Source organism: Alkalihalobacterium elongatum (assembly GCF_019024285.1).
Lineage (GTDB): Bacteria > Bacillota > Bacilli > Bacillales > Bacillaceae_F > Alkalihalobacterium > Alkalihalobacterium elongatum.
In genome coordinates this window covers 77,124-94,957 of the sequence record NZ_WMKZ01000005.1, presented here as the reverse complement: position 1 = coordinate 94,957, position 17,834 = coordinate 77,124, and the positions used below count along the sequence as shown (strand labels likewise).

Annotated in this window: 16 protein-coding genes; 10 read left to right on the top strand and 6 right to left on the bottom strand. The window is 37.5% G+C overall.

All coding sequences use genetic code 11. The annotated features are described in order from the left end of the window. Positions 1–115: 115 nt before the first annotated feature. Positions 116–367 (top strand): YrhC family protein, encoded by a 252-nt coding sequence (locus tag GKP30_RS08875; protein WP_216829071.1) that lies wholly within the window; start codon positions 116–118, stop codon positions 365–367. 109 nt (positions 368–476) lie between these two features. Here GKP30_RS08875 and GKP30_RS08870 read toward each other — a convergent pair whose 3' ends face one another. The 3 genes from GKP30_RS08870 to GKP30_RS08860 all read right to left on the bottom strand — a co-directional run bounded on the left by GKP30_RS08870 (position 477) and on the right by GKP30_RS08860 (position 3,129). After that, entirely contained in the window at positions 477–1,049 is a 573-nt protein-coding gene (locus GKP30_RS08870; protein ID WP_216829070.1) for a YIP1 family protein, read from the bottom strand. A gap of 153 nt (positions 1,050–1,202) precedes the next feature. Continuing rightward, positions 1,203–2,849, bottom strand: coding sequence for a sodium:solute symporter family transporter (locus GKP30_RS08865; RefSeq protein WP_216829069.1), 1,647 nt, complete (start codon positions 2,847–2,849; stop codon positions 1,203–1,205). A gap of 1 nt (position 2,850) precedes the next feature. After that, positions 2,851–3,129 (bottom strand): hypothetical protein, encoded by a 279-nt coding sequence (locus GKP30_RS08860; RefSeq protein WP_216829068.1) that lies wholly within the window; start codon positions 3,127–3,129, stop codon positions 2,851–2,853. A 368-nt stretch (positions 3,130–3,497) separates the two neighbouring features. Here GKP30_RS08860 and GKP30_RS08855 point away from each other — a divergent pair, with 368 nt between their 5' ends. Then, positions 3,498–5,003 carry an MDR family MFS transporter gene (locus tag GKP30_RS08855; RefSeq protein ID WP_216829067.1) on the top strand — a complete coding sequence of 502 codons (1,506 nt, stop codon included), beginning with the start codon at positions 3,498–3,500 and terminating at the stop codon, positions 5,001–5,003. Here the strand turns inward: GKP30_RS08855 and GKP30_RS08850 are convergent. The 3 genes from GKP30_RS08850 to GKP30_RS08840 all read right to left on the bottom strand — a co-directional run bounded on the left by GKP30_RS08850 (position 5,000) and on the right by GKP30_RS08840 (position 8,210). Then, the gene (locus GKP30_RS08850; protein ID WP_216829066.1) at positions 5,000–5,629 is read right to left on the bottom strand and encodes an NUDIX hydrolase; all 630 of its coding nucleotides are present in this window, start codon (positions 5,627–5,629) and stop codon (positions 5,000–5,002) included. The two genes, GKP30_RS08855 and GKP30_RS08850, sit on opposite strands and share 4 nt — an antisense overlap. 136 nt (positions 5,630–5,765) lie before the next feature. Beyond that, the gene (locus GKP30_RS08845; protein ID WP_216829065.1) at positions 5,766–7,754 is read right to left on the bottom strand and encodes a S9 family peptidase; all 1,989 of its coding nucleotides are present in this window, start codon (positions 7,752–7,754) and stop codon (positions 5,766–5,768) included. Between the two features lie 12 nt (positions 7,755–7,766). Beyond that, the gene (locus GKP30_RS08840; RefSeq protein ID WP_236034981.1) at positions 7,767–8,210 is read right to left on the bottom strand and encodes an Lrp/AsnC family transcriptional regulator; all 444 of its coding nucleotides are present in this window, start codon (positions 8,208–8,210) and stop codon (positions 7,767–7,769) included. 224 nt (positions 8,211–8,434) lie between these two features. On the opposite strand from GKP30_RS08840, the gene GKP30_RS08835 reads away from it, so the two are divergent. The 8 genes from GKP30_RS08835 to GKP30_RS08800 all read left to right on the top strand — a co-directional run bounded on the left by GKP30_RS08835 (position 8,435) and on the right by GKP30_RS08800 (position 17,820). Continuing rightward, a complete protein-coding gene (locus tag GKP30_RS08835) occupies positions 8,435–9,103 on the top strand; it encodes a response regulator (RefSeq protein WP_216829064.1) in 669 nt (222 codons plus the stop codon). 96 nt (positions 9,104–9,199) lie between these two features. Beyond that, positions 9,200–9,532, top strand: a complete 333-nt coding sequence (locus GKP30_RS08830; RefSeq protein WP_216829063.1) for a hypothetical protein — start codon at positions 9,200–9,202, stop codon at positions 9,530–9,532. 312 nt (positions 9,533–9,844) lie between these two features. Beyond that, on the top strand, positions 9,845–11,590 hold the full coding sequence (locus tag GKP30_RS08825; RefSeq protein WP_216829062.1) for a PucR family transcriptional regulator: 1,746 nt from the start codon (positions 9,845–9,847) through the stop codon (positions 11,588–11,590). A gap of 577 nt (positions 11,591–12,167) precedes the next feature. Beyond that, positions 12,168–13,376: a M24 family metallopeptidase gene (locus GKP30_RS08820; RefSeq protein ID WP_216829061.1), complete on the top strand. Its 1,209-nt coding sequence runs from the start codon at positions 12,168–12,170 to the stop codon at positions 13,374–13,376. A gap of 21 nt (positions 13,377–13,397) precedes the next feature. Beyond that, positions 13,398–14,603 (top strand): cystathionine gamma-synthase family protein, encoded by a 1,206-nt coding sequence (locus GKP30_RS08815; RefSeq protein ID WP_236034980.1) that lies wholly within the window; start codon positions 13,398–13,400, stop codon positions 14,601–14,603. Positions 14,604–14,627: 24 nt separating this feature from the next. Next, positions 14,628–15,665, top strand: a complete 1,038-nt coding sequence (locus tag GKP30_RS08810) for a homoserine dehydrogenase (RefSeq protein ID WP_216829060.1) — start codon at positions 14,628–14,630, stop codon at positions 15,663–15,665. 99 nt (positions 15,666–15,764) lie between these two features. After that, complete coding sequence (locus tag GKP30_RS08805; protein WP_216829059.1) at positions 15,765–17,198, top strand: aldehyde dehydrogenase family protein; 1,434 nt, start codon at positions 15,765–15,767, stop codon at positions 17,196–17,198. 334 nt (positions 17,199–17,532) lie between these two features. Next, entirely contained in the window at positions 17,533–17,820 is a 288-nt protein-coding gene (locus tag GKP30_RS08800; protein ID WP_216829058.1) for a hypothetical protein, read from the top strand. The last annotated feature ends 14 nt before the right edge of the window (positions 17,821–17,834 follow it).

Genomic DNA, 17,834 nt, shown 5'->3' with positions numbered 1-17,834 from the left:
CTATACCAATTTGCTTTCAATATCCTATATATCCCTCTAGTAACAACAGTTACATCCTCTTGTTAACACTTTTCTATGCTAGAATAGAAGAGTGTTAGTAGGGAGGAATGTAAACATGGATGATAACAAGAAAATTCGTGAAATAAAGGGAAAAGTTGAAGATTACAAGCGATTTGGTTTTATCTTATTGTCCTTAAGCGTATTTATGTTTCTTGGCCTCATAATTCCGAATGATGTTCCTATGACTGGAAACTATGCAGAATATATGATGGGTGGTATCGTGTTATCTTTAGTGATGGCCTTCATATTTCACCGTAAAGCGATGCACTATCGCAATCAACTTGATAACGAAGAGTACGGACAATAATAAAATTTAAATATAAATAAAGAAGAGGATGACTTAGTTGTCATCCTCTTCTTCTGTATATACAAAGTGCCAGGCACCTTTAGCGAACTAAAGGTGCCTGGCACCATTTTTATGCTGCTGGCGGTGTAACGATGTAGTAAATGCTGATAAAGAAAATGAAGATTACGAGTACGGCTGTATATGCTTTCCATGGGACAAACTTCTGTATAATAAGTACGATCCTCACGCAAATGAAGTACATCCACGCAATTCCTAATATCACACCAACGACTGCAATGAATGGAACAGTCGCATCAAGGCTGTCAGCAATAAACCCAGGCATCGCTAGAATAGATGGTATAAGAGCACCTGCTGTAAGTCGGAATATTTGTCCGAGTAAACCAGGTCCTCCGAATCCACGAGAAGCAGCCCAAAGAAGTAGGGTTAGGGCAATTCTCGTTAAGAATACCATGATAATTCCTGCGATGATAAAAAATCCTGGTACGACAATATCTCTTAAAAATTCAGCTTCGAAGCTAGAAATATAGTCCCTATTTTGCTGAATAGAAATAAAGCCATATATAATTCCTAGAAGGATAGTAACAAGGTGACCCCATATATTCCATTTTGGTGATTTCGTTAGTTCAGATATAGCTTCGTCTTTTAGTAGGATGGTGCGAATATAAAGTATCAACCCTGTCATAAATATCCCCTCATTTTTAAATCCATTTGTTTTAAACTCGTTATTCTCTTATATGGGCAGAAGCACCCCCTAAAAGAGCGCTTCTGCCTTTCTAGTGTCTAGCCTAGCTCAAGGTCGCTTCGGTCCAGCAAACGTGTCCAAAGCTTCTCTGTATTAAAACTGCCAAGGCATTAGTGCCCAGACAAAGATGGCAATACTTACTGCAGTAATTAAAAATGCACCAAATGTGCTGTTGTAACGAGCTGGGTTAACGTCGTTCCAACCATGAATTCGTTCAATTAACTTGTGATCAGCCTTAGTAGGTAAGTTCTTTTGTAAAGCTGGGATACGATTTGTAATATATGATACTACAATTAGTAAAATAAAGCTAAGTGGTACACATAACATTGCTCCAGATAATCCCATACCATCTGTTAAGGCATGACCACTAACTACAATGTTAGGGAATACGAAAGGAGAAACGATGATGTACAGAATTCCACCAACTACAGAAGCTGCCATTGCGCCGTATCTATTCGCTTCTTTCCACCATACACCCATCATGATGAGAGGAGCATTGGTAACGCCTGCTAAACCAAAGGCCCATAGAATACTTACGGTTAAGAATTCAGGTGGATTAAATGCTAATAGTACACTGACTAAACCACCCATTGCAATTGAGATATAACCTAAACGTACTTTAGATTTACTTGTTAAGTTTGGCTTAAGTGTTGTAACAATATCTTGAGAAATTAGAGCACCGATTGCTAGTAAGTTACCACTTAAAGTAGATAGACCAGCAGAGATCGCACCAGCAATAACAAGTGCTGTTACCCATTCAGGGTTATAAACTAAGTTTAAGATAATTGTAAGCTTATCCGCATCTGCAGAAGAAATTTCTACTCCAGAAATTTGCGTGTAGTATACACCTGCAAATCCCATTGCATATGTTGCAGAGAAAACAAGACCTAAAACTAATGCAAACCATACCATTGCTTGACGTGCACTTTTTAAACTAGATGCTGTATAAATACGCATCGCCAAGTGAGGTAATCCAAGAGAACCAATTGTTAATGCAGGAATGATTGCAAAATACCATTTAGAAGAATATTGGTAGTCAAAGAAACTCGGCATTGCTTCTAACATGGCAGGAACCATATCTGCATATAAAAGTGGAGGGAAGTACCAACCAGTTCCACCCATTGCTTTCATGATAGCTCCTAGTGGAACGATAAACATTAGTGCAATAATAACCATTTGAATAGCAGCATTGTTTGTAGCTCCACTCATACCACCAATGGTTACATAACCAACAATTAAAATACCACCAACAATAAGTCCAGTAATATAAGGAATACCAAGTAACGTTTCAAATGTAACAGCAATACCGATCATTTGTCCTAGTGCGTACATGATAGATACTAAGATCATAAATAATGCTGCAATAATTGAAGCAGTAACACCATAACGTTCACGAACAAAGTGAGTAGGTGAGAAAGCACCCATACGACGTAAAGATGTTCCGTAAATAATTGTGATTAATGGAATAGCTAAAATCATTTGGATCCATAACATAACGAATGGAACTTGGAGATTTAGGATTAATCCAGTTACCCCTAAAAATGTAGCTAAACTCATGTATGTTGATGCCATTGCAAGACCATTGGTTACTGGTCCTACACCACCGCCAGCAGCATATAAGTCTTCGACGGATTTACTTGCACGGTTGGAAAAATAACTTACAGCGTAAAATAGTACGAATGTTGCGATAACTATTACAATACCAATAATAGGATTAGATAATTGCCATGTTTGCTCCATCTTAACTTACTCCTTTCTGGCTATCATTTGTCTCTTTACTTAATCGAGCATTTTCTTCATCAATTGCTTCATCGATGTGATTTCCAATTTTACCTGCAATAAGAGTTAGAATGAAAATACCGAACCAACCAATTAAAATTGGAACGATGTACATAATTGGGAATCCGAACAAGTTACCTTCTACAGGAAAAATAGAAAAGATAAAGCCGACATGCCCCGCCAGTAGGAAAATAGCTGACATAATAATGGTGAACCAAACTTCTTTTTTATACGCACTCATTAAAAATCTCCCCCTTTATTTTGTAAGTGCTTTCATTTTTTCTCAAGCTCACTAACCCATTGATGAACTGATCGAACACTCAATCTGTCTCCAAAAATACCAATCGAAAAGCTGACCGACCACTCAGTTTTTATGAAAGGTATACTCCCAAATGAAGACAAATATGAGATGATAATTCCCCCTCCCTTTCACAAGTAGAGAAAAATTAGTAAACTTAATTAGAATTTACACGAAATTTGGCATTCTTTCAAGAAGAAATCTTAAGAAAATTATATTTAATTTAAATTTTTCTGACTTTTCAGTTGGTATTATAGGAATTTAAAGGTAATAAATAGAGTTTAATTGTAATAGGAAAGAGTTGAGAGACAATGGGAAATCTTTTAAGTAGAACAACAACTAACAGACCAGTTGTATTATTCGCTATCATATTAGCAATGTTTATGGCTGCGGTAGAAGCAACTATCGTCGCCACAGCAATGCCTGGAATTGTTTCTGATCTTGGGGGCTTTAGTTTATTTACTTGGGTATTTGGAGGATATTTACTAATGCAAGTTGTATCAATCCCCATTTACGGAAAATTAGCAGATCTTTTTGGAAGAAAAATAGTTTTCACAATTGGTATTTTAATTTTTCTATTTGGATCGATATGGTGTGGGTTTGCAACATCCATGGAATGGTTAATTATTGCTAGGTTTATTCAAGGGTTAGGAGCTGGGGCTGTTCAACCGATTGCAACGACTATTGTTGGTGATATATACACGAAAGAGGAACGAGCAAGTATTCAAGGGTACTTAGCAAGTATTTGGGGAATTTCCTCCATTCTCGGACCTGTTTTAGGTGGAGTATTTGTTCAGTACCTGCACTGGTCTTGGATTTTTTGGATTAACATACCTTTTGGTTTACTAGCCATTCTATTAGTCGTTTTATTTCTAAAAGAAAGTTTTGAGAAAACCAAACCTTCTGTCGACTATTTTGGAGCAGTTTTAATATTAATTAGTGTAGGCTCGCTTATGATGGTATTAATTCAAGGTGGAGTAGAGTGGGACTGGCTTTCGCTTCCTGTACTATTATGCGTGAGCTTGTTTGGGGTCAGCTTTATCACTTTTATTTATCAAGAAAAAAGGGCACAAGAACCAATTATGTCGATGGATATATGGGGGACCCCATTAATTGTTATTGCTAACATCGCATCATTTGCATCAGGGGCGTTATTACTAGCAGTCTCATCCTTTCTTCCTACGTATGTTCAAGGTGTAATGAACCAGCCTGCTATGATTGCTGGATTTACATTAACGATGATTTCAATTGGCTGGCCGATTTCTTCAACGATAGCTGGGAAACTTTTACTTCGAATTGGCTATCGAAAGTCAGCTCTTATTGGTGGTTTTGCTTTAGTTGTGGGTTCAACGTTTTATTTAACTTTGTCGCTTGTTCAACATCCAGTTTGGGCAGGACTAGGGTCGTTTTTCATAGGAGTAGGGATGGGCTTTTCAACGACAACATTCATCGTTTCGATTCAAAGTCATGTCGATTGGAAAAAGAGGGGTGTGGCCACGGCTTCCAATATGTTTATGAGGACATTAGGAGGCGCAGTAGGAGTGGCCTTACTAGGTGGTATTCTTAATAGCCAGTTGAAAATGAAGCTTGAAGGAATGGTAGGCACATTTGACTATGAATTAGATATGGATATCGTCAATATTATTTTAAGTCCTGAACAAAGAAAACAACTTACTGAACAAGAAATTTTATTTATTCAGGATGCGCTCGCACAAGCACTATCTTATGTGTATTGGGGAATATTTATATTTGCGCTCATAAGCCTAATATTAATTTTCTTTTTACCACAAGATGAACAAGAAAAAGAGACTAATTAATGTTTTGATTTAATTAGCTCAAGTAAATGATGTAGGATACGTGCTGTTAACCCCCAAATGACATAATTTTCATAGAAATAAAAGATTTCTGGGAACGTATGGGTTCGTTTCGTATAAGCTTCTCGATTAGGTATTAGGTCAAAAGGAAAGTTTTCATCTGGTTCAAAATGGATATTCATATTATAAGTCTTCGGTGTTGTTTCTAATAAAAAGCTTAATGGAACTGTAAAGGTTTCCTCAACTTCATCTTCACTAGGTATAATATTATTTGGTGATAAAATTTGACCAACAAATGGGAAGATCGTTCCGCGAAACGGTGTTACGAGTACATCTAAAGGCGCTATAGATGTAATGTCACCTTCTGTTAGACCAAGTTCTTCACACAACTCTCGTTTCGCTGTTTCTTCTTCTGATGGATCTGTTACATCTACCTTTCCACCTGGGAAGCAAATTTCACCAGGTTGATGGGTTAATTGTTTGGAGCGGACTTCAAATAAAATATGAAGTTCATTATCTTTTTCTATGATTGGAACGAATACTGCTGATTTTAAAGCTCTTGCGTCTTTTAATACTCCCGCTTGTCTTTTCGCAAGGAGCTGCTTGATTTGATCGAGTGTTACAGACATTTCCCCCATCTCCTTAAAATGGTTTATATCTATAATAACAAAAAAGAAGCTGACTCATAAGGGTGTATGCTCATCACTTTTAATAAATAAGTGAGAGTACTTAATGTCCTAGGAGTCAGCTTTATTATTTTAGTAATTAAAGTTTTTCATTAAACCAATTGACAATATGGTTTAAACGTTCAACGCGTAGATGTGGTGGACCACTTCGTGATAGTTCATGGTTTGCTTCTGGGAAACGAACAAACATTGTATCTTTCTTTTGGTGTTTCAAAGCAATGTAAAGTTGTTCTGCTTGTTCAATAGGGCATCGGTAGTCGTTTTCACCGTGTAAAATTAATAATGGTGTTTCGACGTTTTTCACATAACGTAGTGGTGAGTGGTACCATAATTTTTCAGGATCATCCTGGAAGCAAGCACCAATCTCCCATTTCGTAAAGAAATAACCGATATCACTAACGCCATAAAAACTCGTCCAGTTTGAAATCGAACGTTGAGTGACTGCAGCTTTAAAGCGATTTGTATGTCCAACGATCCAGTTTGTCATGAAACCGCCGTAGCTTCCACCTGTTACACCTAGTCGATCTTGATCAATATAATCAAAGTTGTCTAAAGCATAATCAACTGCTGCCATTAAATCTTCATAATCTTTTCCACCATAATCGCCACGACAAGCGTTAACAAACTTCTGACCGTAACCGTGACTCCCACGAGGGTTTGTATAAAGTACAACATAGCCTTTAGCAGCTAAAAGTTGTAGTTCATGGAAGAATGAGTTTGCATACATTGCATGCGGACCGCCATGGATTTCTAGGATCATTGGGTATTTTTTACCTTCCTCAAAATCATATGGTTTCATTACCCAACCATGAACTTCCCATCCATCACTTGCTTTTGCTGTAATAGGCTCTGGAATAGATAAATGAACTTCAGAAAGGAATTTTTCATTGATATTCGTTAATCTTTGCTTCTTTTTCTCCCCAAGTACTACTTTATAAAGATCACCTGGGTTTGAAGCATCGCTAAGCCCGATGATGGCAAATGTTCTTTCTTCGTCAAAGGTGTAACCATAAACATGGCCTTCTTCAGCAAAAATGGGTGTAATTTCATTCTGTTCATCAATTGCATAAAGGCTTGTATTCCCGTTTTCGCTCGCAGAAAAATATAATGTTTTTCCGTCTGCTGACCAAACAGGACCAGGAGTTGGATGTCCAGAACGCATATCAGAAATTGCAGCATCGGTAATATGAACATCCCATGTTTCAGTAATACATTTTTTTTCTTTTGTGCTTATATCGATCGTATAAATTTGATTGATTGTAGCGCCTAAAAACTCACGCTCATTACCGAAACAAGCAATAGTTGTTCCATCTGGTGACCATGTTGGACTATTGTAAACGCCGTTATGATCTGTTAATAATGTTTGTTCTTTTGTTTCAACATTTAATAAATAAAGGTCAGAAACGATTTGAAAATCAGCATCTTCCGTTAAATTAGCTGAAAGTGCAATATATTTTCCGTCTGGAGACCATGAGCTTGGCTCGTAACTATATCTCCCAGATGTAAGTTCTGTTACTTCTTTCGTTTCAACATTTATGAGTGCAAGTTGTTGATACGTTTCATTATGAAAACCAGCACCATCTGATTTATATTTTAATCGATTAATGACAAGAGGCTCTGACTTTGTCTTTTCTTCCTTTTTCTCTTCTTGATCAAAGATGCTCTCGTTTTTATCTAGTTTTAATGACGTTTTAAAAAGCAATTGTGTTCCACAAGGGGACCAAACAGGGTGTGACGCACCATTTTTACTTTTCGTTAACTGTTGTGGTTCTCCACCTTCAGTAGACATTATCCAAATTTGTGATTTTCCTGAACGATTTGAAACAAAAGCTAGTTTTTTTCCATCTGGAGAAAAACGTGGCGAATGATCCCTTACTTTACCAAATGTCCATTGTGTGCTAGAAGACGCTTCGAAACGTTGGAAATGAAGGTGAGAACGGTATTCTTGATCTTCATCAATTGTTGTCTTTACAAATACAAATTTGCCATTGCATGGAGCGATTTGTGCTTCGCCTACATTAGAAATTTTAAATAAATCTTCACTTGTAATTGGTCTTTTGTTTGGCATTATGTATCCCCCTTAATAAATTTCAAACGTGTTTTTATTAACTTCTAGTTGAATCATTACATTCGACTTACTAATGCCAGGTATAGCATTTAGGTCTTTTAAAAACAACGTCAAATCATCATATGTTTTAACATTTACTTGCATGAGTATTTGGTATTCACCTGTGATCAAAGAAAGGTGTCGAACTTCTTTAGAAGACATTACACTTTCCATAACATCAGCTAATTTTTGTGATTCTACTCCTAGTTGTATGATCGCAGAAACTTTTAGACCAAGAGATATCGGGTTAACGACGCCTACTACATCTAATATTCCTTCATCTACAAGCGTTCTATAACGGGTGCGAACCGTTTTTTCTGTAACCTCTAATTGACTCGCAATTTCTGTAAAAGACATTCTTCCATCTTTTGAAAGAAGTCGGAGAATGCTTTTATCCAGGTGATCAATATCTCTCAATATGGATTACCTCCTTTTGGTCATAAAACAAAATAGTAGGTCTAATTTAGTAATCTCTTAGCAAGTATATTCCTAAAACAAGAATGATTTTTTAAGTCAATGACTCAAATTAGGACTAGCTAAAGTATATAAAAAATATTCTTAAAACTCAAATGTTTTACTATTTTTCTGGAAAATCCATCGTATAATAAACATCAAGAGATATTGAGCAGGGGTGAAAAAAGTTGACCATCATAAAGGTACTAATTGCTGATGATCAAACATTGATGAGGGAAGGACTCAAAACGATCATTGACCTAGAAGAAGACATGGAAGTTGTAGCGACGGCTGAAGATGGACAAGAGGCAATTGAAAAAATGAATGAGTTTGAGCCAAACTTAATTCTTATGGATATTAAAATGCCTAATATGAACGGTATAGAAAGCTTAAAGAAAATAAAAAAGGTAAATTCAGAAATGAGAATTGTTATTTTAACTACGTTTGCTGAAGATGATTTTATTATTGAAGGATTGGCATGTGGAGCAGATGGCTTTTTATTAAAGGATATGAACTATGATCAATTAATTAATTCCATTCGTGAAGCAGCTAGCGGACAATTAATGCTGCCGACAGTCATTGCCTCAAAATTAGCTAAACGACTTTCTAAATTCAATTCGGTAATCGAAAATGAAATTAACGTTGATAAGTTAAAGAAATTAGGTATTCGGTTATCGGAACGGGAAAAGGAAGTGGCTGCATTAATCGTTAAAGGATTTAGCAACCGAAAGATTGCTAAACAACTTTTCATTAGTGAAGGAACAGTGAAAAATTACATTAGTGAAATTTATAGCAAGTTAGGGGTTAAAGACCGGGCACAAGCCATTGTTTATTTAAAAGAATTACAGTTAAAATAACTAAAATACTTTTCAATCTACACTAATTAACATGACATAATTTTCATGTTCTTGTTAATCCTATGATTAGGGTAGATAGAAAGGGTTGAATGACTAATGAACAAAAAGCAGCAAATGGAACAAATTGTAAATGAATTTTTGCAGCATGCAAATTCAATTTCTGGAGATTTAAAATCGAATTTAAATCAAGTCAAGGAACAGCTTCAATCAATGTCAGTGGATGATTTTGATATGAAAAGCGACCACGTTTTTTCTACTCCAGCAAGTGAACATCAATATCAGAGTGATCCACAATCTATGCTTCAATCAATGTATGGAGAAATGGAGAGAGTAGCAAGACAACAGCAGGATAATGAACAATTACAAGAAGTGATTCGTCAAATGAGATATTATTTTAATATTGAAGAAAAAGATGGATTTTTCCCGTAAGAAAACTTGACACAATCACTGTAAAAGTAATTGATCTTTTTTATAATAACCTTACAAGGTGCTCCTTAACCTAAGAGTTGGCTTCTAACTGTTCTCTCTCCAACTCCCCCTAGTGGCTATCCAGTTTATTGGATAGCTTTTTTTTGTTTAAGATAAGTTTTGATAAAAGAACTGAATGAGTTTAGAAGGAAATCGATTATTGGTGCTAGAAAAAGGGTAAGAATTAGAGAAAATACTTGTCTTTGCTAATATTTAAAAGCGAAGATTAATAATGTGGTAGTAAGAGAACTTTTCAAAGAGGAGGCAGAGCTTATGCAACTAACCATGAATGATATTATGAATTTTGATTTGTTGAATTCGGCTCGTGTCCTTTCTGGGGGAAAGTATTTAAAAGAACGTTATGTTGAGTGGGTATCAATTACCGAGAGCCCAGTTGAGAACTTTGTTCGAAAAAATGAACTTGTTTTAACGACTGGAATAGGCTGCGAACAAAATATCGATGCCTTTGAACAATACGTTCAAGATGTTGTCGATTCCGAAGCAAGTGCCTTAGCTGTTGCAACAGGGAGGTTTATATATGATATTCCAACTGAAGTCATACAGCTTGCTGAACAAGCGCAGTTCCCAATCATTGAAATTCCTTGGGAAATAAGGTTTGCAGACATTACTCATGAAGTCATGAAAGAACTAAATCGTAGGCAGCAACAAGAATTAAAAGATTCAGAAAAAGTACAACAACAGCTCATTAATATTTTATTAAATGGGGGAAATTTAGACAAAGTGGCACAATATGTCGGAAAGCATATTCACGCCCCTGTCCTTATTACAGATAAAGATGGGCAAGTCAAAGGAAGTGCTAGGCAAACGAAAGAGATTCGATTTGAGTGGGGAAAGTTAAGAGCTGATAATAAAGTTCCTCATCATACCTTTATAACTGATGATACGACACATCATCCGCTTCATCAAAAGATTCATAAACTAGATCATCCCCCATGGAAAATAGTCCAACTACCGATCATACAAGATATTCACCGTGTTCTCGGGTTTTTATTCATTATTTTACACTCTACTCACCCTCTCAAAGATGAACTTAGTCATTTTTCTATTAATCTTCTAGAACATGCTTCAACTGCGAGTGCTTTATGGTTTTTACGTGAAAACGCAATTTTAGAAACTGAATTTAAGCTGCGCGATGATTTTGTTTGTAGTATTGCCAAGGGTGACCTTACATCTTGGGAAAGAATTAGTGAGAGGGCTCGCCTGCTCGGTTACGACGTTAGTGTTCCTTACGTCTGCATTGTAGGTCATCCAGAGAATTTGCGAGCTATGTATGAAAATAGCGATCAAATCAAGCATACGAGTTACGAAAAGTGGTTACACAGTATGGTTTACTATATTGAAGAGGAAGTCATTTTTGCTAGTCAATCACTAGAAAAGCAATTATTAATGACGTATCAACTAGATGAAATCATCATTTTTCTAGAAGCAACCGTCGTTTCGAGAAAAGATAGTGTCCACTATTTTCTCGACCTTCTTGAAAGAAGACTAGGTAATCTATTACCTGGAGTCGTCATGTCTTGGGGAATTGGAAGAGTATATGACGATGAATTAAAATTTGCTAAAAGCTATCGAGATGCCCAGCAATCACTTGAAATTGGAAGACGCCAAAAAGGGCCTGGCCAAAGGATGTATTATGATGACTCCAAGGTTGAGCGGATTTTGTTGTCATTAAGTGAAAATGAAGAAGTACAACAACTTTCTGAAGCAGTTATTACCCCTTTAATTAATTATGATCAAGTTAGACAAATGGAACTTGTTCGGACATTTATTATATTTACCCAGCATCATTATAATGTTAGTAAAACCGCACGAAGCTTGTCTCTCCACCGTCAATCATTGTTATATCGCCTTCGGAAAATTGAAAAGCTAACAAAGCTCTCACTCGTCAACCCAGATGATCTATTCCTATTAAACTTAAGTATTCGAATATGGCTAGCCACGTCCGCACCAGAAGATGCTAGGCATTATATTTACTCACAGAAGTCAGTAATTGAATGAAAATAGGTGGAAACATACTCTATAGGGAGACTAATGATATGAAGGGATATAAATTACCACATTTATATCCCTTATTAATGTTTAAATTCGTATTAGGATCGCCGCCCTTTTTAAAAATAAAAGAGGCTTGATAATAGATCTATAGGCCCTATTAAGCTTTAATGCCTATTGGAGGAAAAAACTAGGAGGGTCTAGTAAAGCAAGAGAGTAGTTCGTGCCAGCTGGAGGAAAAAACCAGGAGGGTGTGGGAACGAAAGGGGAGGTTCCGTGCCCCTAAAAAATCTTTGAAATGCGTAAAGAAAGGAGTGGTATGATGTTAAATATTAGTGTCGCATTTCAAATCATCTTAATGATTTGATTTATCCACCATCATTCTTACTCCACCCCTGCTCCAACGCTCCCCGCTAATTAACCTCTTGATTTAACTTAAGCTCAATTACCTAACAAAAGTGTAATACATGTTAACTGAATATTCTTACACTTTTTACAATATCGTGAAACCTCCTAATTGCTTATGATAATAACAAATCACTAAAGTAAGGAAAATCGAAGAAAGGGGCGAAAGGAGTGGAGGAAGATGCTTCAATTTCCACATGGAGAGTATCATGAGCGTTTGCGGCGAACGAAAGAAAAAATGGTTCAAGAAGGCATTGAAGTGTTAGTCGTGACGGATCCAGCGAATATGAATTATTTATCAGGATATAATGGATGGTCATTTTATGTTCATCAAGCATTGATTGTGATTATCGACGAACCACAACCACTTTGGATTGGTAGAGAGATGGATGCAAACGCAGCGAAAGTAACGAGTTGGCTCTTTCATGAGCATATTATTCCGTACCCAGATTATTACGTGAATTCAGATACGAAGCACCCGTATGATTTTATCGGCAACATTTTAAAGGAGATTGGTCAGAGCAAAAGAGTTATCGGGCTTGAAATGGATAACTACTATTTTTCAGCAAAATGCTTCGAGCGGTTATTTAAAGGTCTTCCAAACGCGGTGTTTAAAGATAGTACGAATCTAGTAAATTGGGTACGAATTATTAAATCTGATACGGAAATCGAATATATGAAGAGAGCGGGACAAATCGCGGTACGCGCAATGGAAGTAGGAATAGATGCGATCGATGTAGGTGTGCGTGAATGCGATGTCGCTGCGAAAATTTTTGAAGCACAAATTAAGGGGACTCCAGAATTTGGTGGGGATTATCCAGCTATTGTCCCACTTATGCCAGCAGGTGAACGAACATCAACACCACATATTACGTGGAGTGATGAGACATATAAACCCAATACAACGGTATTAATTGAGTTAGCGGGCTGTTATCAAAGATACCATGCTCCCCTCGCCCGGACCGTCACAATTGGTGAACCAGAAGAAAAAGTAAAAGATCTTGCAGAAGTTGTGATTGAGGGAATGGAAGCAGCGCTTGACGTTATAAAACCAGGCATTACCTGTGAAGAAGTTGAACGCGCTTGGAGAAAATCGATTCAAAAAAGAGGCTATCAAAAGGAGTCGAGAATTGGCTATTCTGTAGGTCTAAATTATCCACCAGACTGGGGAGAGCATACAGCAAGTTTACGCCCAGGAGATCAAACGATCCTCAAGCCAAATATGACATTTCATATGATTTTGGGCATTTGGTTGGATGATTATGGTGTTGAGTTAAGTGAGTCCTTTAGAGTAACTGAAACAGGTTATGAGTTATTAGCGAGTACACCAAGGAAATTGTTTGTAAAAAATGCTGGGAAAAAATCATGGCCAGGGGGAATGGGAGCTTAATTAATTCAAGGAGGAGATCGTATGGAAAACAAAATGAAAAAAGCTAAAATGGGGACAAAAGCTGTCTGGGCAGGGGAAAAAGACTACCTCGTACATGGAGCAACTCAAGTCCCTGTCATACCGAGTGTCGCTTACAACTATGATGATATGGATGAGTGGTATGAAGTAGCGGTCGGAAGAAAAAAAGGACATATTTATGGCAGAAACACGAATCCAACCGTTCAAGCGTTTGAAGATAAGCTAAAAGAACTTGAAGAAGCAAAGGCAGCGACTAGTTTTTCAACGGGGATGGCAGCGATAAGCAATACGCTTTATACCTTTTTGCGACCAGGAGATCGTGTCGTTACGATCAAAGATACGTACGGCGGAACTAATAAAATTTTTACAGAGTTTTTACCGCAAATGGATATTGATATTACTTTTTGTGAAACAGGGAATCACGAACAGGTTGAAGCGGAAGTTGCTAAAGGCTGTAAAATCCTCTATTTAGAAACACCAACGAATCCAACTGTTAAAATTACGGATATAAAACGAATGGCAGAAGCAGGACAAAAGGCAGGAGCGATCGTCATCGTCGACAATACGTTTGCTACACCATTAAATCAACAACCATTAAAGCTTGGGGCGGATATTGTTCTTCATAGTGCGACTAAATTTCTTGGTGGTCACGCAGACGCATTAGGTGGAGTGGCTTGTAGTAATAATGCCGAGTATATCGAGAAAATTTATCACTATCGTGAAATAAACGGAGCAACAATGGATCCGTGGGCAGCATACCTCATCTTACGTGGAATGAAGACACTCGAGCTTAGAGTGCGACGACAAGAAGAAAATGCTATGAAGCTAGCAAACTATTTAAAATCAGAGGAGATGGTGGAATCCGTATTTTACCCAGGGCTCGAGGAACATCCAAACCACGAAATTGCCAAGAAGCAAATGGTTGGCTTCGGTGGTATGTTGAGCTTTGCTGTTAAGGGTGGAATCGATACAGTGAAAGAGCTTTTACCTAATCTCACATTTGCTCATCGTGCTGCAAACTTAGGAGCAGTTGAAACAACGGTCGGTCCAGCAAGAACGACAAGTCATGTCGAGTGTACTCCAGAAGAGCGCAAAGCAATGGGAATTCCAGAAGGGCTAATACGTGTATCTTGTGGTATTGAAAATGCGGAAGACATTATAAACGATTTTAAAGAAGCCTTTACGTACGTGAAAGAGGCGGTTCGCTAGCCATTTCTGAAGGAGGCTTAGGCTATGCAAAAGTTAGCATTATTAGGATTTGGCACCGTCGGCCAAGGATTAGCGGAAATTTTATTAGCTAAGCAAGACTTATTAAAGGCTGAAACAGGTTGGGAAGGTAAGATCGTGGCCATTTCGGATGTCATGAAGGGCTCGATTTATGACCCTGATGGTCTTGATATAGAGAAAGCATTGCAAATTGTAAAAAAGACGGGAACACTAGATGACTATCCTGATAATGAGCGGCTTATTCGCGATTTAGATAGCTTTGAAACGATTGAGCAAACAAACGCAGATACGATTGTTGAAGTGACATTTACTGATGTCAAAACAGGCCAGCCTGCAATTGAGCATTGTAAAACAGCGTTTGCATCAGGAAAGCATGTTGTGATGAGTAATAAAGGACCTGTTGCTCTTGCCTATAAAGAGTTATCAGAATTAGCAAAACAAAATGGAGTCCGCTGGGGGTTCGAAGGAACGGTAATGAGTGGAACCCCCGCACTAAGGATGCCACTAACAGCACTAGCGGGTAATGAAATTAAGGAAATCACAGGTATTCTTAACGGGACGACAAACTATATGTTGCTACGTATGGAGGAAGGACTTTCCTATGAAGAAGCGTTAAAAGAAGCACAGGAGCTTGGATATGCAGAAGCTGATCCAACAAGCGATGTGGAAGGTTTTGATGCTCGTTATAAAATTGTCATCCTGGCCAATACCGTAATGAATACCGTGCTTAAAGTAGATGATGTATCGTGTGATGGAATTACGCAAATTACACCTTATGATATTAAGAAAGCGAAAACACTTGGAAAACGGTGGAAGCTTATTGCTCGTGTTCGAAAAGAAGATGGCGTCGTTAAAGCATCGGTTCAACCTGAAATGATCGATGAAACGCATCCACTCGCACAAGTTCAAGGGGTATTAAATGCAGTCTCCTTTAATTGTGACTTGGCAGGAACCATTACCCTTTCAGGTCCAGGTGCAGGTCGATTGGAAACTGGCTATTCTTTACTAATTGATTTGTTGAATATTTACAGGAACCACCTTTAAATAGCATTTTAAGTAAGCTTAGTGGAAAAAAAGCTCTTCTGCTGTAAAGGTGGGGATAGCGATATACGGTTTTTATAAAAAAGAAAGGTGGGAAAGCCAATGAAAGTTCGAGTGGCACAAAGGAAAATGTTTCTCGCCGGAAAGTGGGTGGGCAGAGACAGGACAATAACAGTAACGAATCCAGAAAATAATGAAGCCATTGCTACAGTTCCAGCAGCAACAAAAGAAGATATGCTAGAAGCGGTTCAAGCAGCCAAGGGAGGCGCTGTTGCTTCAGCTAAATTGCCTGTTTTTAAACGAATCGAAATTATCCAAGGTGCGGCTGATTTCATAGAAAAACAACAAGAAGATTTTGCAGTTACGATTGCTTTAGAAGGCAGTAAAACGATACGTGAAGCGAGAAAAGAAGTAGAGCGTTGCATTCAAACCTTGCGCATTAGTGCAGAAGAATGCCGTAGATTAGAAGGAAAAACCATACCTTTTGATCAAAGTAGTGGAAATGAAAATCGATTGGGCTATTATTCTCTATTCCCAATCGGAATTATAGGGGCAATAACGCCGTTTAACGACCCTCTCAATTTAGTGGCCCATAAAATAGGTCCAGCGATTGCATCAGGCAATGCGATCATTGTAAAACCAGCAACGGTTACACCGCTAAGTGCTTTAAAGCTAGCAGAGGCGTTTTCAGAAGCTGGCTTACCAAACGGAATTTTATCCGTGATAACGGGTAGAGGTGGAGAAGTCGGTGATACTCTCGTTACCCACCCAGATGTACGAATGATTACATTTACAGGAGGTTTGGAAACAGGAACAGAGGTTGCTAAAAAAGCTGGCCTAAAAAAACTAAGTATGGAGCTAGGGTCAAATTCCCCAGTTATCGTACTTAATGATGCTGATTTGAAGCAAGCTGTAAATTCAACTGTTTCTGGAGCCTTTTGGGCAGCGGGGCAAAACTGTCTAGGTGTTCAACGCATTTATGTAGAACGTGGCGTCTACGAACCATTTACTGCACATTTTATAGAAAAAACGAAATCGTATCGAAGAGGAAGTAAGTTATTTGATAGTACCGATATGGGCCCTTTAATTAATGAAAGAGAAGCCATTCGTGTTGAAAAATTAGTAAATGAAGCGGTAAACCAAGGGGCTACAATAGAATGCGGCGGTACCCGTGATGGTGCTTATTTTGAGCCAACTGTTTTAACGAATGTACCACAGGATGCAACGATTGCCAAAGAAGAAATATTCGGTCCAGTCGTTCTGCTATTTGCAGTGGATAGTCTACAAGAAGCAATTGACCGTGCCAATGATGTCAATTATGGACTGCAAGCAGGGATTTTTACAAATCATCTCCAAGCTGCATTTGAAGCTATTCAATTATTAGATGTTGGCGGTGTGATGGTGAATGACAGTAGTGACTTCCGCATTGACAGTATGCCATTTGGCGGTGTGAAAGGATCTGGATTAGGAAGAGAGGGTGTAAAATTCTCCATTCAAGAGATGACCGAACCGAAAGTTGTTTGCTTCAATCTTTAAAGTTTGTAGACCAAAATAATATGGATGTAAGGTGATAGGCTGTCTATAAATGGTCCTATCACCTTTTTTTGGTAAAAATACATCCTTTTACCTTTTAAAAAACAGTAATGAATTAAGTAATTACCTAATTTTTATATTCCATTACTAGTTCTTAAAACAAGCACAATGTAAATAAGTTAGAAATAAGGAGAGAAAATGAGATATAACATGATTTTTTGTTCAATATAAAGAAAATAGGGGTAATAATTATGTTTACTATAACGAACAAAAGTAATAGTATATTCTTTATAAAGAACATCGGTGTTTTAGAGATATGGAAGGAGGAGGATTAAAGATGCAAACTATAGATTTAGAGTGTCCCGTTCAGGCCGAGTTAATGATACATATTATAAACGGCCAAGTCGTTAACTCGAAGAAAACGAATGTAAGAGTTATAGAATTTACAACGACATCACTGAAATTTATTACTTCTTTAATATTTCCAGTTTCAGAGAATGTAGTTTATAAAGTGACGCTAAATATGTTTGGTAGGAATATAGAAGTATATGGAATGATTTTAACATCAATAAAAGAAGATCAAAGTGATAAATTCTTTTATGAAATGAATTTTAAAGTTAATTAATGATAAATACATTA